The organism is Shewanella sp. MBTL60-112-B2, assembly GCF_019655055.1.
Classification (GTDB): Bacteria; Pseudomonadota; Gammaproteobacteria; order Enterobacterales; family Shewanellaceae; genus Shewanella.
Genome location: NZ_BPFA01000008.1, coordinates 55,332 through 74,696, shown reverse-complemented (window position 1 = coordinate 74,696; position 19,365 = coordinate 55,332). Strand labels below are relative to the sequence as shown.

At 42.9% G+C, this 19,365-nt stretch carries 18 protein-coding genes; 10 read left to right on the top strand and 8 right to left on the bottom strand.

All coding sequences use genetic code 11. The annotated features are described in order from the left end of the window. Positions 1–38 precede the first annotated feature (38 nt). The 5 genes from K5Q73_RS06955 (at position 39) to K5Q73_RS06935 (ending at position 4,740) form a co-directional block, all read left to right on the top strand. Positions 39–707, top strand: a complete 669-nt coding sequence (locus K5Q73_RS06955; protein ID WP_259650696.1) for a potassium channel family protein — start codon at positions 39–41, stop codon at positions 705–707. A 10-nt stretch (positions 708–717) separates the two neighbouring features. Further along, a complete protein-coding gene (locus tag K5Q73_RS06950; RefSeq protein ID WP_220759321.1) occupies positions 718–1,851 on the top strand; it encodes an AI-2E family transporter in 1,134 nt (377 codons plus the stop codon). A gap of 177 nt (positions 1,852–2,028) precedes the next feature. Beyond that, positions 2,029–3,093 carry a DUF2157 domain-containing protein gene (locus K5Q73_RS06945; RefSeq protein WP_220759320.1) on the top strand — a complete coding sequence of 355 codons (1,065 nt, stop codon included), beginning with the start codon at positions 2,029–2,031 and terminating at the stop codon, positions 3,091–3,093. Then, complete coding sequence (locus tag K5Q73_RS06940; protein ID WP_220759319.1) at positions 3,093–4,286, top strand: DUF4401 domain-containing protein; 1,194 nt, start codon at positions 3,093–3,095, stop codon at positions 4,284–4,286. Before K5Q73_RS06945 ends, K5Q73_RS06940 begins: the two co-directional genes overlap by 1 nt. Next, positions 4,276–4,740: a GDYXXLXY domain-containing protein gene (locus K5Q73_RS06935; RefSeq protein ID WP_259650695.1), complete on the top strand. Its 465-nt coding sequence runs from the start codon at positions 4,276–4,278 to the stop codon at positions 4,738–4,740. The genes K5Q73_RS06940 and K5Q73_RS06935 overlap by 11 nt, the downstream gene beginning before the upstream one ends. A gap of 123 nt (positions 4,741–4,863) precedes the next feature. Here K5Q73_RS06935 and K5Q73_RS06930 read toward each other — a convergent pair whose 3' ends face one another. The 6 genes from K5Q73_RS06930 to K5Q73_RS06905 all read right to left on the bottom strand — a co-directional run bounded on the left by K5Q73_RS06930 (position 4,864) and on the right by K5Q73_RS06905 (position 11,575). After that, entirely contained in the window at positions 4,864–5,262 is a 399-nt protein-coding gene (locus K5Q73_RS06930; RefSeq protein WP_220759318.1) for a hypothetical protein, read from the bottom strand. Between the two features lie 137 nt (positions 5,263–5,399). Next, entirely contained in the window at positions 5,400–5,900 is a 501-nt protein-coding gene (locus K5Q73_RS06925) for a rod shape-determining protein (RefSeq protein WP_220759317.1), read from the bottom strand. Positions 5,901–6,379: 479 nt separating this feature from the next. Next, positions 6,380–6,700: a YdbL family protein gene (locus tag K5Q73_RS06920; protein WP_220759316.1), complete on the bottom strand. Its 321-nt coding sequence runs from the start codon at positions 6,698–6,700 to the stop codon at positions 6,380–6,382. 24 nt (positions 6,701–6,724) lie between these two features. Next, a complete protein-coding gene (locus tag K5Q73_RS06915; protein WP_220759315.1) occupies positions 6,725–6,925 on the bottom strand; it encodes a YnbE family lipoprotein in 201 nt (66 codons plus the stop codon). A 112-nt stretch (positions 6,926–7,037) separates the two neighbouring features. Further along, positions 7,038–10,247, bottom strand: coding sequence for a YdbH domain-containing protein (locus tag K5Q73_RS06910; RefSeq protein WP_259650694.1), 3,210 nt, complete (start codon positions 10,245–10,247; stop codon positions 7,038–7,040). A gap of 479 nt (positions 10,248–10,726) precedes the next feature. Next, positions 10,727–11,575, bottom strand: coding sequence for a D-hexose-6-phosphate mutarotase (locus K5Q73_RS06905; RefSeq protein ID WP_220759313.1), 849 nt, complete (start codon positions 11,573–11,575; stop codon positions 10,727–10,729). A gap of 212 nt (positions 11,576–11,787) precedes the next feature. Between K5Q73_RS06905 and K5Q73_RS06900 the strand changes: the two genes are divergently transcribed. Further along, positions 11,788–13,578: an acyl-CoA dehydrogenase C-terminal domain-containing protein gene (locus tag K5Q73_RS06900; protein ID WP_220759312.1), complete on the top strand. Its 1,791-nt coding sequence runs from the start codon at positions 11,788–11,790 to the stop codon at positions 13,576–13,578. A gap of 288 nt (positions 13,579–13,866) precedes the next feature. Further along, positions 13,867–14,553 carry a pyrimidine 5'-nucleotidase gene (yjjG, locus tag K5Q73_RS06895; RefSeq protein WP_220759311.1) on the top strand — a complete coding sequence of 229 codons (687 nt, stop codon included), beginning with the start codon at positions 13,867–13,869 and terminating at the stop codon, positions 14,551–14,553. A gap of 4 nt (positions 14,554–14,557) precedes the next feature. Here yjjG and K5Q73_RS06890 read toward each other — a convergent pair whose 3' ends face one another. Beyond that, positions 14,558–15,169 (bottom strand): DUF938 domain-containing protein, encoded by a 612-nt coding sequence (locus tag K5Q73_RS06890; protein WP_220759310.1) that lies wholly within the window; start codon positions 15,167–15,169, stop codon positions 14,558–14,560. A gap of 120 nt (positions 15,170–15,289) precedes the next feature. Here K5Q73_RS06890 and K5Q73_RS06885 point away from each other — a divergent pair, with 120 nt between their 5' ends. From K5Q73_RS06885 to K5Q73_RS06875, 3 genes are all read left to right on the top strand, one after another. Continuing rightward, a complete protein-coding gene (locus tag K5Q73_RS06885; RefSeq protein ID WP_220759309.1) occupies positions 15,290–15,655 on the top strand; it encodes a hypothetical protein in 366 nt (121 codons plus the stop codon). A gap of 43 nt (positions 15,656–15,698) precedes the next feature. Further along, positions 15,699–15,995 carry a Fis family transcriptional regulator gene (locus K5Q73_RS06880; RefSeq protein ID WP_220759308.1) on the top strand — a complete coding sequence of 99 codons (297 nt, stop codon included), beginning with the start codon at positions 15,699–15,701 and terminating at the stop codon, positions 15,993–15,995. Between the two features lie 234 nt (positions 15,996–16,229). Beyond that, the gene (locus tag K5Q73_RS06875) at positions 16,230–16,412 is read left to right on the top strand and encodes a hypothetical protein (protein ID WP_220759307.1); all 183 of its coding nucleotides are present in this window, start codon (positions 16,230–16,232) and stop codon (positions 16,410–16,412) included. Positions 16,413–16,502: 90 nt separating this feature from the next. Here K5Q73_RS06875 and K5Q73_RS06870 read toward each other — a convergent pair whose 3' ends face one another. Further along, entirely contained in the window at positions 16,503–18,587 is a 2,085-nt protein-coding gene (locus K5Q73_RS06870) for a bifunctional 2',3'-cyclic-nucleotide 2'-phosphodiesterase/3'-nucleotidase (RefSeq protein ID WP_220759306.1), read from the bottom strand. Between the last annotated feature and the right edge of the window lie 778 nt (positions 18,588–19,365).

Here is a 19,365-nt window from a genome sequence, read left to right as displayed (position 1 = left end):
TTGATACTGAGTAAAGATAACGGCCAAGGAATTGCCAGTTGACTGATAAAAGAATTAATAAACAGAATAATTTTTACTATATGACCAGTGCACTGGTGGTGCTGTTATTGAGTGCGTCTCTGGTTAAATCTGTGGCTGACGGAATATTGGAATCCTTTCTTGAAGGGATCATTACCGTCACTTTTTTAGTTTGCGTTGTTAGCTTAAAGGTCGATACAAACTGGAAGCGTTTTATGTCAGGCCTAATCTTAGTCTGGCTGTTGACTGCTATCGTAAAGCGGTTTGTTACCATCCCCCATATTGACCTCTTTATGCTGGGCTTAATGTTTGCCTTTTTTTGGGGCACCTTTAATTCTATTGCACGGCAAATACTCTTCACTGGTGCAGTTAACGGCAATAAAGTCGTTGGCTCAATCGCTCTTTTTTTACTTCTCGGGCTTATGTGGGCACTGGTTTATCTGCTTATCTTGGCGTTATCGCCGGGTGCTTTCTCTGGAGTTGAATATAGCGCATGGGGGCAGAACTTTTCGCAAATGGCGTATTTTAGCTTCGTTACATTAACCACATTAGGCTACGGTGATATTAGTCCTAATACGCCTTTCGCCCAAGTCGCAGTATATATGGAGGCCATTGCCGGAGTGTTTTACATGGCAATTGTCGTTGCAAGTTTGGTGAGCGCAGGATTGGCTCAAAAAGATACCCAATAGGAAGGTTAATATGGAAAACCCAATGCAGCATACTCAAAGTAAATTGTTCATCAATAACATGATGGAGTCGGCGATTCGAATAGGCTTGCTGTTTATGCTGCTCGTTTGGACCTTCGATATCATCAAACCCTTTGTGATCCCAGTTCTTTGGGGGGCAATTATTGCTGTTGCTTTGATGCCGATGACTCAAAAGCTTGAGCGAGCACTCAAAGGACGTAGAGGGCTTGCTGCTACCATACTGGCCTTAGCTGGGATTATTTTACTTATTGCTCCGTTTTGGATAGTTTCAAGTTCAATTTTCGAAGGCGTCACACATATTGTTGCAGTGATGCAGGCCGGCGATATTAAGATCCCTGGACCGACTCAAAGAGTGGCTGATATCCCATTAATTGGCGACAAGCTATTTGATGCTTGGGCTCTGTTTGCCACCAATCTAGAAAAAGCTGTACTGCATTTTTTACCGCAAATTAAGACCGGAGTTAGCGCAGCGGCAGGAATGCTTGGCAGTAGTCTAGGCAGCCTAGTGATGTTTATCATTTCACTGGCTATCGCAGGTGGCTTTATGGCTCATGCTGAAAAGTCAGCGGCAGCCGTGAGCACTATCGCAGTGAGAGTTGTTGGTAAAAATGGAGAAGAATGGACCAGCTTAACAGCGGCAACTATTCGTAGTGTTTTGCTTGGTGTTGTCGGAGTGGCATTCATTCAATCTTTATTAATTGGCTCAGCATTATTTACTTTTAGTATTCCAGCTGCGGGCATATTTACCTTTATCGTGTTTATTTTAGGGATTGCTCAGTTACCACCGCTATTGGTGGTATTACCGATTATTTTCTATGTGTTCTCCACTCAAGATACAACTCCTGCCACGATATTTACAGTGTGGGTATTGATTGCAGGTATTTCTGACAGTTTCTTAAAGCCCATGCTGATGGGGCGCGGTGTCGATGTACCAATGCCTGTGATCCTTATCGGAGCCATTGGCGGTATGATTGCAGCGGGTATTATCGGTTTATTCTTAGGAGCCGTTATTTTGGCTATTTGGTATGAACTCTTTACGACTTGGCTAAATATAGAAGAGGCGCAGTCGGCGAGTGCTAAAGAGGCCGATGCGGCGGAAGATAAGCTTGTTAGTGCGCCAGAGTAAGCGGTAATGATGATTAACTGACTTGTTGGTTAGTTACTTTGAATGAAAATAGGCGCCGCAGAGCGCCTATTTTATTAGGCTATAACTATGAATTTAAAGCTATCAGTTTATTGAGATAAAACAGTTCAGACCTTAAAATTAACCAGATATTTTTGGATGCTAATCTAGGAACAGAGAGTGAATAACCTAAAAACCGCAGTTTGGCATTGGTTTAAGCAAGAGAAAATAACGCAAGAGTCACTACCTGCAGCGTTAACTTGTGTAAGTGAAGGTGGAGAAAATCATCCGACTGCCATACAGTGGCGTGCCTTGAGTGACCTACTACTCTCTTGGCTTGCTGCGCTGCTTCTGGGGAGTGGCCTAGTCTTCTTTGTCGCAGCAAATTGGCAAACAATGAGCCAGTTTGCTCGATTTGCCTTAGTAGAGGCCGCCATTATATTTACGCTGCTGACATATGTATTCATACGATGGCGGGAATTTAATAATGGAGAACAGTTCGGCTTTGGTTATACATCGGCAAATGCCGTGTTGCTGTTGTTAGCCATCATGATAGGTAGTCTGTTGGCACTCGTTGGCCAGACCTATCAGACTGGCGCAGATCCATGGCAGTTGTTCGCCCTGTGGGCGCTATTCACACTTCCGCTTGCTTTGATTGCTGGCTCAGAGCTTTTATGGCTGTTATTGGCATTGTTATTAAACCTTGCCACCGTACTCTACTATCAAACCTTTCCTGGATTTTTAGGTCGTCTATTCTTGTTCGATCACGCTTTAGAAGCACTATTTATGCTGAATTTATTACTCCATGCCTCCAGTCTGGTACTTAGTGGCAAACTAAGTTTACCTCTTGGCTTATCTCCGGGGCTGTCATCAAATAATCATCAAAGGTTTGCTGCCCCCTTATTGCAGCAACTCACTATTTTAATCGTCGTTATTAGTGCAACACTGCTGGCAATTGAGGAGATTTTTGATTGGCACTCGGGAGTCTGGTTATGGATTTACTCTGCTTTTATCGCTGTGGGCTACTGGCTTTATAATCTGAAATTGAAACAAATATTTGTGCTTGCCATAGGTGGTTTTAGCCTAGTCGCAGTCTTTAATAGTTTATTGACTCGAGCGGTACTTGAGGGAACTGAGCCCATTGGTTTGTTACTGCTACTAGGCCTTTGCATTATCGCATCGACCAGTATGCTGACTTTATGGCTTCGTCAGCGTCATAGGGTATTTTCGAAAGGAGAGCATTGATGAAAAATCAAATGCTTATTGCAAGGGTTTTCTCGTCATCAGAGTCTGACCTTTACAAACTCTGGTCTAGTTTATTTAAGCTAAATCTAACTAGCCAAGACGAATTCCCAGAGGAAGAAGACCGCAGCCCTTGGTATATCCAGTTTATGCAGTCAGTTGCAGCTTGGATAGCATCACTATTTATCCTCGCTTTTGGGATCAGCTTTTTTAATCTTTTCTTAGATGACTTAGACACAGGTTTTGCGGCGGTAATGGGTATATTTTACACTGCTTTAGCCTTGGTGATCTATCGAACCTTAGCGGATAAGCAGGTGTTTCTCAATCAGATGGCTTTTGCCCTGAGTCTATGTGGGTTGCTGTCTTTAGGCTACGGCATGACAGATTGGTTCAGCCATATTAACGCAGAAGTGTTTGGGCTAGCCTGGTATCTAACTTTTGGCGGAATATTGTTAATTCAATGGTATTTGATTGAGCACGTATCACATCAATATGTGATGAGCTTTGGCATGATAGCTTGCCTTGTTGGGGCTTGTTATGAGCTAGGGCTGCTTGAGCTTGTACCTTCTCTTATCATGATTCTGTTCGCCGGAGTTTGGCTGAACCATAGTAAAACAGCTAAGCACTTTGCCGCCATGGGCGCCCTTGGTTATATGCTAGCCTTATGGCTGGTACTCATTCAGCTTCCTTTGCTAATCAGCCAATCTAACTTCTCTAATCATGGTGAGTTTCCTCACCTTGCGCAGTGGAGCAACTCGCTTTCTGTTATTTCTACGCTTATCATTGCATTGGTGTTGTTAAGCAGAATCTTAAAACCTCTATCTATTTCTATAACCAGTAAGCAAGGCTTGAGTATTATTGTTGCCTTGTTTGCATTGGCAGGGCTTTCTATTGTGATGACGGGTTTGTCTGCGTCTTTACTGGTATTACTTATCGGCTTTTATATTAGAGAAAGGCTTATTGCAGTGCTAGGCATTGTTGGCATGCTGAGTTTTATTGCTTGGTATTACTACAACTTGCAATTACCGTTACTCGACAAGTCTATCTGGCTAGTTGCCCTTGGTTTGTTATTGCTATTTGCTAAGTTAGTACTGAATAAATTGCAGCCTGCCGAACTACCACTGAGCGGATTACAAAATATCGAGTCACTTGGTAACAAACAGGCTAAGCAGGGGAAAGACAGTGATGAAGTTTAAGGTACCTGTTTCAGTTTATATTCTGATGGCGACAGTTCTCGTGATTTTGGCGTTTGTTAATTGGGATATTTATCAAAAAGAGCAGCAATTAGCTCAGGGCAAAGTAGTGCGATTGACCTTGGCACCCGTTGATCCTCGCTCCTTAATGCAGGGAGATTATATGACACTTAACTATGCGATTGCTGCACAGCTCAGAGCCTTAATTACGATGGACACAGGTGATGGTTTATTGCAGGTTAAACTGGATAGCAACCAAGTCGCACATTTAGTGTCTGTTGATAACGGCGTAGGGACTATGGAGGGCAGTGATATAATAGATATTCAATATCGAGTCCGTCATAACCAAATTAAGTTCGCCAGCAACGCCTATTTTTTCGAAGAGGGTCAAGCAGCCGATATGAAGCGGCGAAATACGGCCAGTTCAGAGTCAATCAACAGGGGAGTTTACTACTAGAGTCCATGTTAGATGAAGACTTTAAGGCACTTTAAGTTAGCAGTCTAAGATGTAAAAAAAATCAAAGTTTTAATTAATTGTTGGAGTGTAGGTTGAGCATTATTTATAACATTGCGCTTGCGATTAAATAGGTTTGCCACAGATGGTGATTTTAAGCCTCTCATGACCATTGACTAAGCAGCTTTGTGGTTCATGTGGAGATAAGTTTAGCTCTTGTAGTCCGTTAAACTCTTTGTCGTGCAGCAGACAACTAACTTGACACTTTAGGTTAAGTAGCCCTGATTGTATTGAAGGAGAGTTTGCAGAGTCGATAAAGCTGCTTTCAATAATGATTGAAGCGTATTCAGTATCAAAAACTTGCGCCTCTCCCACATAAAAACAACGGTACTGTGAAACCAATATTTGGCCATTATATTCTAGCGTCACATCGAGTCGGATATATACGCGACGGGATAAGTCAAACTTAGTCTGCTTATTACGGTTAAGCGAAGATATGTATAAACCGCCTAGAGGACTACTCATATATTAAGTACCGATATGGATAAATGCTTATTGTATGAAGCTAAGGTCTGATTTTAAATAGCCTGTTTTTGAAATAGCGTTTATTTCATAAGTTTCTTATCAGTATTTAAATAGTTTTGCTTCTATTAGCTTAGCGCTTAATTGATAGACGCTATCGCTAACTCTTGCTCCTGTTTTGCAAGTTGATGGAAACTAATGGCTGAGTTAGCTAACGGCTCATGACCTTGGTGAATAACAACATCTCTAGCTCCAGCGCCTAAAGCCATCTCTCTAAATGCCCTAATCTCTATCATTGTTAAGCCGCCCTCTGTTTTTTCCATTGGATGAATGATGAGGCGCGGAGCTGGTGCTAGCCGTTTGTTATCACCTAGTTTGTTGATTATCTCTTTCAGTAAACGCTCTGCAACAAAGAAATCATTAAGGAGTGCCCTCGGGTGAGAGAAAGGATTTAATGGATTAACGTAAGCTTTGTTACCAAAAGCAGTCACAATTTTGGCTCCATTTTTACCTTGCTCGACTTGCAACTGCGGCTTTTCGTCAAATATCACATTTGTTTTAATATCAACAGCCCGGATCCGGTTTTCCCATATCTGGACATATAATGTTGAACTTAATTTATTGATAAAGCGACGAAACATGAATGATTTCTTCCTTGGCTAAACGCGCATGGTTATTGCGATAGCGAGTTCGATAGCGGCGCAATAAATAATTATCTACACGTCGAAATGCCAACATGTTGATTTATAGGCACTCTAGCAAACAATTTGTGTGAAAACGAGCTTGATTAACGGCAATATGCTTATCGATTTAGCCATAACGAATCCTGATGTCAGTAACTGGTCCTGATTAGCATATACGGATGTTTGTTTTATAGCGGTCGGGTTGAAATTATTCGCTACAGGTCATTTGTTATGGATTATTTGCTACAGGTTATTTGCTATAGGTCACCCTTTATCGCTACATGGCCAGATTAGGGGAAGTGAGAGTGAAAACGCTGCGACTTAATGAGAAACTATCAAGCTTGTGCACAAGCCAACTTGCGGTAATTGACGCCGGTTTATAATGAATAGTCTATAGCAGGGCCGCTATAGCATAACGGCCTTTTAACGGAAAAATGTTACTTCTTAACCCATTTTCCAGACTTATTCTGAATATAGTGGCCTTTCTTAGTCGCCTGAATCGCTTTCTCGGCGGCGAGCTTAGCAACGTCACTGACAGTGATACTATTCTTCTTGGCTATCTTCTCGTAATGAGCCTTGCGCTTGGCATTGACTGAGCTAACAACTGACTTAGCTTCGGCAGAGCTTTTAACCACACCCAAGTAGCCATTAAGTTGTTCACCCACTAGTCCTTGAGCTTTTGCATCTTGCAGTGAAATTGCAAAGGCATTGAAGCTAAGCAATAGAGCTGCAAAAAGGATAAGTAATTTAGATTTCATCATGATCTCCTTTAATTCTTTTGCTTAAAACAGTTCGTCGTTAGATAAGAGTTGATCTAACTCTTTGTCGACTTTGATTTTAATCTCGTGTTCAATCTTCACATTGAGATTAATCACTATCGGTTTATCTGGTGGCTCAATCTTAACGGTTGGACTGCAACCGACTAGCGCATAACACGCAAGCATTACACTGAGAAGAACCTTTGGGTTGTGCAATGTTTTCATTGGGTTATCCTTTCCTTATCGGGTTAGGCTGAATTGGGTTTTTAATCGTTTAATCTACCAGTACAGTTGGGAAATATTAATAATGCTTTGATTTTATTGATGCGACGGATGTTTAGTTTACCGCTCGCTCAATCTGATCCTGTAAATTATCGCCTATCTGTAAACTTCTAAGTAACTGTAACATGTTCTCCTCTTGAGAGTAGTTGAAGTGAATAGGTCGTTCAATACCGCGGCTGCGTCCTTTTACATTAACCTTTAATACAGCATTGCCTAGGGGATCCATATCAAAGCTGCTTGAAAGTTCTGAATAGTTTAAATGTTCAAGCGCGGAGAAGGCGAACTCCAGGTAAGGTTGACTTTGGCGCATATGCTCAACAGCTGGGTTGTTACCTATGGCAATAAGGCCGCCGGGCGCTCGCGCTGCGAGTCGACCTCCTTTGACACTGGCTTTACCTTTTTCAATGTTGACAGGTAATACGCCATCGAAAATACCATCGGCATAGATCCCCACTTGAGGCTGGATGGCTAATAGCTGCTGCAAATCTATCTGCTGTAGCACAAAATAGGCCGATGAGGGTTTTTTAAGGTTTAGCTGAAATTGCGGAATTAATAACTGACCGCCCAATAAATTGCCTTGCGCCGTTAACCCTACCGATGCTTGCTTTACGCCTAGCAGCTGTTGCGCTAAAGCCAGATTCTGCGCATTTGTATCTTTACTGGCTAACACATTTACTTGCTCACTCGCTTGAGTATTTGCAGATTCTGCTGCGGATTGGGTGGCGAAAGCGATCGCGGCTTCAGCCTTGATATCTGTGATAAGTACGCCAGGATTAAAGGCCTTTAAAGAAAGGGTGATGTTATCGCAGTTAAATGCGCTCTCACGCTTATTGGCGCTATCTTGCTGCCATTCAAATTTGCACTGAGTATCCATATATCCGCCATCGAAGGGCAGGTTGTTAAGGCTGCCTTGAATATCGCTAACCTTTGGGTCCAGTGTGAGGTTAAATGCCAGTTTTTGAGCTCTATTAAGCTGATAATGCATGGATAGGTCGGCATTACCTTTAATATCCAGTGAATCGGGCAAACTGTCAGTTTGGCTTAAAAACGCCAAGATTGGCGCAAACTCGCTGTTAAATTGCCAGTCTCCAATTAAGTTAAAGCGGCTCAAGTCGATAATTAAGTCATTGTGTTCAGGTGTGAATTCATGCTGACTGGTGAGATATAAATCATTTATTCTCCAGCTTTCATAACTGTAGACGCGCTGCTGTTTCAGTTGAAGTTTTTGCATTAATTCTATGGACTCAAATAGAGCTAGCTTTTGTTTTATTAGGCGTCTCTTGTGGTTACCGCCTTTAGCGCCTATTTCATGTCGAGCTCGGTTATAGCCAGACTTGTCTAGACTCAGCTCCGTGAAGTTGATATCAACTTGATTACTCAGGGTGTGGCTTAGAAGTTGTGAGATAAATGAGGCATCAGCTATTAAGGGATTTTTTTCACTACTGGCAGTGCTATTTTTTGCATTATCTTTGTCGCTTGATTGAAACATCAAAGGGATAGCCTGCATAAGCTTAATGTTGGCGCTATCGAGATGAAGTTTATAGTTCTCTTCAAGCGGGTTATTCAGATGTAAATTGCCATCGATAGCCGTTACTTGGTAGCTGAGCGCCGGGATGGTCAGTTGAGTTTGTCCTCGGTGGTAGTGGTACTCGACAGGGGAGTCGATAGAGAGCTTCGTCTGACCTATTTTACTCTCTAGATAAGAAGCGGCGAGCGCTGTATCTGCGCTTGTATCAGTGCCAGGATAAATGCTGGTATCTGAGTGTTTAACTAGACTGCTAAGCGTTATGCCCTCGGCTTGCTGTAAGGCACCACTATTGATGCCGATAGTGTAACTTGCTTGTTGCTGTGTCTGCTTGAGGGAGAATCTCCCTACGATGTTTAATGAGGCTTTATCAATCTCAATGCGGTAGGGGAGCTCGGCTAATTTAGGCCACAAACGATTGAGAGTCATAGATTGCTGATGCTTTGCCTTGAGTTGCCAATTGGCACTGAACTGGTAGTCATCAGCTGCAAAGCTTTGATAATTTAAGCTTGAACCTAATAAGCTAGCTTCGAGTTTACTGTCTTTTAACGCCAGCGACACTCTGGGTATAGACAATACCTCTTGGTCGATTTGATAGCTTAATCCCTCATCGAAGCTAAGTAGTAAGTTCGGTTTGGTTCCATCTCTGGCTGTAACTGTGTCACGAGTCAGGCTTAGCTGATCATATAGTTGGCTCAGCGCTTGCTCGAACGGTTTGTCATTGAGTAACGAGACTAGGCGTTTAAGTTGCTTATCGCTGTTTATGTTTGCAGGTAAATTGGTATCAGCATAAAGACTCTTGTCTAAGCTAATGGGCAACTCGAAGGGCATAACTGTTAACTTTGGAGTGGCAATATGGCCGTTCACCTCGAACTCGAGTCTGCCTAATGGCTTTAGATTGGTGTTAAGGCTACTGGGCTGCAGAATAAGTTTGGCAAAATCGTTTAAGACTAATCGGGTGCCTTGCAAGCTATGTTGAGAGGTTAGCGCTGCGGTTTTCAAATTAAGTGTTGCACTCGAGTCGAGTGTGGCATCGAGTACGACGTGCTTATCATCTAATACCTGGGTGAGCCGATATAGCGGCGCTAACAGACTAGTATTCGAATCGACGGCACTTGGGGACTGGTTAGCATCTAAGCTTTGCTCTACTGCGGCTAATCGACGGCTAAAAGATTGCAATAGAGTTAAGTCTATCTTAGTTGATGTATGCCATTGCTTTTGGTTGAGTTCTGCCGATAAAGAAAAGAGTGGTTTTTGGTCCACCTTGAACAGGCTCTTTAGTTCTCCGAGCCTGTTTAAACTAAGTTGTTCGAGTTCTAGTGTTGGCGAGCTATCTTTAAGCCCTTTAATAGATATACGGATTTTATCGAGCACTATTTCTGGGAATGCATCAAGGTTGAGACCTATGGTAGGCCCTGCTTCATTGCTGCTCTGGCTCGATAATTTCAATGCACTGGGGGCAAGTTTCACCTCTATGTCTGCTACCGATAATGCGAGTAGGTCGCTTGCTTTAAATGCCCACGGTTTAGTATTTTTATCGAGTAAGATCTTCAGATCTGAGATGATTATCTCTGTGTTGTCTACCGTTAATTCGGTCTGTGAAACCTGCCATTGAGTTAGACTTGTAGGCTTAAATTTAAGAGTGTGGATCTGAGTTTGGTAGTCGGCTAGAAATTGATTGGCGAAATCAATCGTGAGCCGCTCGTAATGCCAAAGAGCAAGTCCAACAACTACGGCCACAAGCGCTATTAAACTAAGGGATGAGAATAATATAAAACGCGTGGCTTTCTGTCTCCAGTTTTTCTTTGCTGCCTGTGACACTTGCAAGATCCCATCGGTAGTGGATAAAGGAGCGGATTAGCTTCTCGCTTTCAGTATAGTCAGGGGATTCTATCATCTTATTAAACGAGCGAAAGAGCTGAACAATAATAGATCAAAGTGTAGAACACACTAAAAATTCGCTTGAAGTGAGCGCCAATTGTTGTGGCACTGCTCAACAGTGTTGCTAAGGCCGGCTTTTAGCTCAGTTCTGTAGCTTATCGCTATAAGAACATCGGGGCCCCCCTTATCTGTTATTTGTAAATTTGAAGTTTGAGGTTTAAGTACAGAGCTTGATGTGACAGCGGTAAACTTTGCTGCAGCGACAATCTTATTAGATTTTCACTGCAGCAAAGTTTAGCTCTTATAGCTGGATCTAAGTGTTCGGTCCTGCTTTTATGTTAAGCTTTCCAACGAATATGAGTGGTTAACGTGTGGCTTTCGTTGGGTGCCAGTGTCACTTTGTCTTCTAATACATTCGCAGCTTCTAGACAGACCATGGCCAAGTAGTCATCGCTATTGAATCGAGATAAACGCTGTGATTTGTCAATCCAAGGGTTCCAAAGTACTGCGCTCTTACTGTTTTCACGGCGCACTTCTATTATGCCATCTGGCGTATGTAATTCTTGGCTCTCACCTAAGTCGGTGTAGACACGGTCGGTTTCGCGGGTGAAATCGACACCATCACCCTCTTGCGGAAACGGCCCTTTCGCAAACTCAATATACTTAGAAGCTTCAAAGCCTGTAGCAGTTAATTGATGAATGTCGTTAATTGGGAAATAGGTATGCAGGGCCTGCGTTAGGCTGACTTCATAATCACAGTTATTGGTGTTGACCAAACTTACCGATAGCGTGTCGCTTAAGGTAAACAGTAGAGCGACTTCAGTATCATGAGGCCAATATTGTTTATCTTCTTCACTAATCTTCAGAGTAAATTTTAAATCAACGATTTGGTTGCGCATCTTAACCGACTCAAGCGACCAAATACGAGTTCGAGCAAAACCATGCTGAGGGAAATCAGGGTTATCACTCGTGCCAAACCAAGGCCAACAAACCGGAATGCCTCCACGAATACCATTGCCTGGCTGATAATCATCGGCACTGGATACCCAAAGTAATGGCTTTTGGCCTACCGGCTCAAAAAAATCAATTTGCGCCCCCTGCATAAAGACTCTGGCCTTACACAAAGGAGTATTGATGTCGACATATTCTAGACCATTAGCATGTTTACTGGTGGTGACCGAACCCATGAGGAGTTGTCCTTTCAAAGCGTTAGCACTAATAATTGATTTAGCTTACCCGTTTTTCAATATCTAGATAAGCATTCTTTCGACTGTATTTACGGTAATGCTGTTCTGTTGTACAAACAAACGCATTTTATTGCTGAGTTTTTGCTCAAACTTGGTTAAGGTGGTCAGAGCACTGTTATTACACTAAATAAGAAATTGAAAGGGACGACACTATGCCAATTTACCAAGCGCCAATACGTGACTATCAGTTTGTATTAGGTGAACTACTCAATATTTATCAGCAAGATAACTTAAGTGGTTTTGACGAATTTGATCCAGAGTTGATTGATGCAGTGCTTCAGGGCGTCGCTGATTTTACAACCGACATTATGTTGCCATTAAATGGCAGTGGCGATGTTGAGGGTTGTCGTTTGGTGGAGGGCAAAGTGATAACCCCTAAAGGCTTTATCGATGCTTATCAGCAGTATGTTGATAATGGTTGGGCAACCTTAACTTGTGACCCCGAATACGGCGGACAAGGGCTACCAGAAGTGGTGGGTATTTTTGCTACCGAGATGAAAACGGCTACCAATATGGCGTTCGCCATGTACCCAGGCCTAACTCACGGAGCCTACGCCGCGATTCATGCTCACGGCAGCGAAGCGTTAAAAGCCAAGTATTTAGATAAGCTGGTTAGCGGTGAGTGGACTGGCACCATGAACCTTACTGAGTCTCATGCTGGTACCGACTTAGCTTTGCTACGGACTAAAGCTATCCCGACTGATGATGGCAATTACAGTATCACTGGAGAGAAGATATTTATCTCATCGGGCGATCATGACTTGACCGATAACATTGCCCACTTAGTGTTAGCCAGACTGCCCGATGCGCCTGAAGGCGTAAAAGGTATTTCACTGTTTGTGGTGCCTAAAATCTTAATTAATGCAGATGGTAGCTTAGGCGAGTCAAATAGCCTCTATGCTGCCAGCCTCGAACATAAGATGGGGATCCACGGCAATTCTACCTGTGTGATGAACTTTGACGGCGCAATTGGTGAGTTGGTGGGCGATGCGCACCAAGGCCTAAGAGCCATGTTCACCATGATGAACCAAGCAAGGCTAGGGGTTGGGGTACAGGGGCTAGGAGTGTCTGAGATTGCTTACCAAAATGCAGTAGCTTACGCCAAAGATCGTATTCAAGGTCGTGCATTAAGCGGAGTGAAGCAACCAGAGCAAGCGGCGGATTCAATCTTAGTTCATGGTGATGTACGCCGTATGTTGCTATCACAAAAGGCTTTTAACCAAGGTACTCGTGCATTAATGGGACAGCAGGCGCTTTGGCTTGATCAGGCGCAAAGAGATAGCTCTCCCGAGCAAGCTAAGGCCGCATCTAAACTGGCAGCATTATTTACACCGATTGTGAAAGGTTTTGTCACAGACCAAGGTTTTAAGGCCTGTGTGGATGCGCAGCAAGTATTTGGTGGCCATGGTTATATTCATGAATGGGGTATGGAGCAGTTTGTCCGCGATAGTCGTATTGCGATGATCTATGAAGGGACCAATGGGGTACAGGCATTGGATCTAGTTGGACGAAAAATATTGTCTGATAAAGGTGCGACTTTGCAGGCATGGTCTGAGCAAGTAAAGGGACTTATCCAAACTAATATGGCCAATGAGGCGATGAAGCCATATCTTGCCGGCTTGATGGATGCAGCAGGCGATCTTGAAAAGGCCACAGGGTATATTGCCGCTAATGCAAGTAAGAACCCAGATCTTATCGGCGCGGCTTCAATGCCTTATATGCAAATATTGGGGATCACGGCACTGGCGTGGATGTGGACGCGTAGCGCTGAAACTGCGCTAGCGGCTTTGGCCAATGGCAGCGATGAAGTGGTGTTTTACCAAGATAAGTTAAACACGGCGCTGTTTTACATGAACTATTGGACTGTACAGACCCGTAGTTTGCGTAAACAGATCCAGGCTGCAAGTGAGGGGATAATGGCATTTGATGACAGTGGCTTTTAAAGCACAGAGACTCTTAAATCACAGTGGCTGCTGTGACCTAAATCTGCTTTTAACGAGCAATATCGGTAAGTTAAGCCCAAAGCTGATTTAAAACGCAAAACTAAGAACCCAGTATAAGCTGGGTTCTTTACTTTTATAGTTATCAAGCACTAAGTGCTCTTCGAGATCTATTTCTATCTGCCGACAATAAGGTCTTTATAGCAAAAATGTATCTGGGGCTTGGACAAAAAATAGGACTTAAGATAACCTTGCCTGACTTTTTATTATCGACTTTTTAATAGGATTGAGATGCAGTATAAATGGGTACTTTTTGACGCCGATGAAACCTTGTTTCATTTCGATGCATTTCAAGGCTTACAGCTGATGTTCTCACGTTTTGACGTGGATTTTACACGCCATGATTTCACGCAATATCAAACGGTTAACCAGCCACTTTGGGTAGACTATCAAGATGGTAAACTCAGCGCTAAAGAGCTACAGAATATTCGTTTCGAATCTTGGGCAGAGAAACTCGCAGTTTCAACCCAGAGGCTTAATAGTGACTTTTTAAAGGCCATGGCGGAGATCTGTCAGTTATTACCTGGTGCACAAGAGCTGATTGATAGCCTGTCTGGTCGCGTCAATATGGGGATCATTACCAATGGCTTTACCGAGTTGCAAACGGTACGACTTGAGAAAGTCGGCTTAGCTAATCATTTCTCACCCCTAGTGATCTCTGAAGAGGTCGGCATCGCTAAGCCTGATATTGGTATTTTTAACCACGCATTCGCCATGATGGGCCACCCAGATAAAGAATCAGTGCTAATGGTGGGAGATAATCCCCATTCAGACATTCTAGGTGGATTAAACGCTGGTATTCATACCTGCTGGCTTAATAGCCATGGAGCCGATAAACCTGATGATATCGACCCTCACTACCAGGTAAGTTCGTTATGTGAATTAAGGCAGTTACTTAGCGATAAGATGATTGCTTAAGGCTTTAGCGTTTCTTCTCGAAATGCAATAACCGATTATTGGCAGGCATGGGGTGATCAGCTATTAACTCCAAGCCTTGCGCTGCAGCTAGCGCACTAATCCATTCAATATCACGGATGGCACTTTGTGGGTTTTGCTGCAGCAACCATTGGTCGAAATTACGATTGCTGTCGCTAGTATATTCGCCATTATAGTTAAAAGGACCATAGACACACAAATGGCCGCCCTTAGCTAAATGTTTTCCAATTCCTGCAAAAAAGGCCTCGACCATACCTTTCGACATGATATGTAAGGTATTGGCACTAAAAATACCATCAAGTTCTGCAGCATCGAGCTGTGCTACTGGCCAGGGTTGAGTCACGTCCAGTACCAGCGGTGCCCGTAAGTTAGTGCTGGGCTCAGCTTCTAGCCACGCATTAATCCCATTATGGTAGTCGAGTTGATCGCTGGTTTGCCAAATAAGGTGTGGTAGCAATTTGGCAAAGTGTACAGCATGCTGGCCCGTGCCACTGCCAACCTCTAGTACATGCCTGACTTGGCCAAAGCTGTGCTCTAACACAGTGGCGATGGCAGATTTATTATTTTCACAAGATTGGGAGTAGGGTAATGAGCTCAAAATAGCTTCTATATTTTGGGGTTAGGTCACCGTTTTACCGCGTATATAGAATTAATTCAACTGTTGCCAACAAAAGGCGCTACTATCTAGGCTCAAATTTGCAGTTAATAAGGCAAGACTTTGGCTATAGAACAAAATGAGATTGTTGCACTATTAAGTGAACTCGAGTGCAGAACCAATTTTTCAATCAAGAAAGTAACCGAATACATGCTGCCTAAATTAAAGGAGCCTTTCTATCTGTATGTTGACGGCAAACAGGCTCAATTAGTGATCCGCCCAGCCTATGAAGTATTTAAAGCCGATTTAGCAGCACTAGAAGGGGTCAATGCCAAAGAGCAGTATTGCCACTATTCAGAGATGACCCGATTCCCTAAACGCGTACAAAAGAGCGTTAATGGCATTCATTATGGTTTAGCATTTAGTTTCGATAACGCCGATGGATTAAAAAGCTTTATCAAGCAGTTGATCGCTATTAACCAGGGCTAAGATAAAGCCGACGAAAATGCTTAGGTAAAAAGGGGAAAAGCTGATGAGAAAAACCGATAAGAAGATTGATAATATCATCCGTCTAGCCCTAACAGAAGTGTGTGAAACACTTAAAGAGAAGGTCGAAGGCTTTATATGGCTGACTCATAGTGTCAACTTTTCACAGGGCTTAAACTCTTTAGTCGTTACCTTTATGTTTGAGTCACAAGCCTTACTCGATAAGGCTTATTTAGAACAACAGACAAATCAGATGATAACCTTGGCTCAAGCGAGACTTAAAATGGACAACATTAGTGTCGCTAACCCTAAGAAACAGTACCGCTTTGAGGCAAACCACTAAGTCTGCCTACTCAAACAAAAGCTACGGGAAATCTTGTTTGGGGCTACGATATAGAAAATGATTGGCTGAAGTTATTTGTCGTCAAAAAGACCGCTGACTCTAGATATATTGAACGTGAATATCGAGGCGTTTACTTATTGAAACATTCTTATACTAAAATCTATAACAGTAGTCTGCTAAAGATGGTTTAAACTGTTTGTAACAGATCAATATGGATTAAGAGAGTTATGTGACATGGAGTCAAGTAAACTTACTTCTGATGAACAACTTAATGACACTGAAATTGATGCGCTGCTTTCTCAGCTAAACCGTAAAAGACTTAAGTCTTTCGCTTTTGTGTTGGGCGTTTTAGCGGGTTTACCAGCAGGTTTCTATGGCGCACGATTGATTTATCAATGGCTATTTCCTGTGAGTTAAGTTCATATCTTGACTCATACCTTGATTAAGATAGTTCAATAAATGAAAAGGCTCCTTTATGGAGCCTTTTTAGTTTGTGTCTACGAACGATTACTTAACACTAGGTTCTGTCACTAGGTCAATGCTGTAAATTGCAAAGCCTGCAACGGCTTCGGCATTTTCAATCTTAACCATCTTACGCTGCTGGTTTTCTTCGATAAACTTATCCGCAAGCTCACTGTCTTGGGTTTCGAAACGAACGTCCAGCTTTACGTTGGTTTCAATTGTTTTGAAGTCCCAGTTGTAATCGGCTGTAGGGTCAACAGCGCTGTCGTAACCACCAGCATCGTTAGGCTTTGACTCTGCAGTAATATACTGCGATAAGGCTTCACGGTTCTCATCTGGAAGCTCTAATACAACGTGATCTGGGCCCGTGCCCGCGAAGGCGGCACCAAAGGCTCGGTAGTTGTTAGAAGCAACGATAAACTCTTTGTTAGCTAACTCTTCACCAGTAAATATATTGCCTTCAGTGTCTTTAAAGCTCAAGTCGACGATACGGTTAGCATTTTCATTCACTACTTTACAATCGCGATCAAACTTAGCGTCTTGGGTGACGTCAATATTGTAAGTTAGACCATCGATAACATCGAAGTTATAGGTTGGATGACCTGCACGGTTGATTAAACTTTGTGGAGTGGTTTTGTTTGGATCGATCTTATTGAATTGGTTAGCACTACACTCTAGCCAATCTTTAAGCTCGGCGCCGGTTGCCTTAACTGCCACCATAGTATTTGGATATAGGTAAAGATCTGCGGCGTTGCTGTAAGTCAGCTCACCTTTTTCGACCATCACAAACTGGCTGGCATCGCCTTCTTCGTAACGTCCACCAGCTTTGAATGGTGCAGAGGCTGACAATACTGGAAGCTTCTTCAGTTCCTCATCTGAACCATTTTGGATTTGCTGCTCAACTTTTGCGATTTGTGCATTGGATACAATCTGTACCGTTGGATCGTCTTGTACCAAAGTGAGGAAGCTATACATGTCTGCGGCAGCAACGCCGATAGGTTGGCTAACAAATTCCATCGTACCTTGGTGCTCAAGCTCAACAGCATCACGGATAGATTGCTCACCCTCAACCAGTTCAACCTTATTAGCGTTGTCAAAAACAGGGCGAGCTTCAGTTTGCGATTCATCATGATAAACCACCCACTTATCATCTTCTTTACGCAGTTTTAGATCCACAATACCTAAGTTATCACCCCAACGACCAGGCATCACTGCCGGTACTCCGTTGAGTAAACCTTTTTCGATATCGGTATTAGGTAAGTCAGCAAAACGTGCATCTGGGAAGATAGAGTGGCTGTGGCCAAACATGATGGCATCGATGCCTTCAACTTCTGTTAGTGCATAAGTGGCATTTTCAGCCCATGCATCGCCAGGATTTTCACTCGAACCAATACCCGAATGAGGAATTGCAATGATGACATCTGCGCCTTCAGCTTTCATCTGAGGGACAAACTTCTTAGCTGCTTGCGTGATCCCAAGCACTTCGACTTCGCCGTCAAGGTGAGCCTTATCCCACTGCAGAATTTGTGGCGGCACAAAACCGATATAACCTATCTTGATGCTGTGCTCGTTACCATTAGTATCGACAACCACTTTATTGGTGATTAAGTAGGGAGCGAACATGTTATCGGCAAACTCAATATCATTCCAACAGCCGTCTTTCTTAGCACAGATGACGTTAGCGTTGATATAAGGGAAGTCTGCACCGTCAATGGCTTTTGCTAGGAATTCAAGACCGTAGTTGAATTCGTGGTTACCTATGTTACCAACATCATAATCTAGGGTGTTCATCGCCTTATAAGCCGGGTGAGTGTCGGTTAGGCCAGTGCTAGCGATATAGTCACCCATCGGGCTACCTTGTAATAGGTCACCGTTGTCGACTAATACAGTGTTAGTTCTTTCACTACGCGCCTCGGCAATCAGGCTTGCTGTTCTGGCTAAACCAATGGTGGGATCTTCTTTACCGCTATAGTAGTTAAAGTCCATGATATTGGTGTGAAGATCGGTGGTTTCTAAAATACGTAAGTCAACTTGAACATTTTTATCGTCATCGTCATTATCAATCCAATCACAGGCCGTAAGACCAAGCGTCGAAGCGATAACCACTGCTAGTACTTTCTTATTTAACATATCCATACTCTTATAATTGTTTAGACCCCAAGAAGGTGACCCTCCTTAAACTGCTAATAGGTTTATTTTTGGCATAACTCACTATTAGCCGTCTCGATTATAGAGAGAGTTGATGAGACATTTGTGATCAATGGTTGATTTTACCTGTATCAATTTGTGACATGAAGATCTGCTAATTATTGCCTATAAAAGTAGCTTTACTCTCTATAATTTAATGGCTTTTTAGAATGTTTAGCTAGTAATAATTCTGGCGTTTGACGTATTTCTGGCACATAAAAAGACCCGCAAAAGGCGTGTATTTTTATTGAACAGTTTACAGGCGGCATTCATGTTTGGCGTTTAGCCTACACAAGCGTAGCTAGGTTCGATATAAGCTTATTTAGCACAAAGCTGTGGGTAAATTTATAGGTTTTCGGCAGTCTGATAGGCGAGTCGCTGATGGGATATGAAGCTTGGAAAACTTATAACCATACATCTATTTGTCACCCCATGATCAACTAAGGATTTTTCTAAAGACCAGATGGATTAGCGAGATGGCTTATTTGGATTAGTTATCTGCTCCAGTTAGCTGAGTTTTAGCATCAGCTTATTATTAACCCTCCCAAAAACTAACTGCATAAATAGATCTAAACAAAAAAAAATGACTCACGATTGCTCCATTTTCACGTGACTTGCGTCGTCAATACAGTCATTTCGATTAATCAGTAACCTAGCATTTTTAGCTTAGTTGCAATCTGTTGCATTTCACCTCAATTCTTGCTCGGCTTCGCATTTTGCT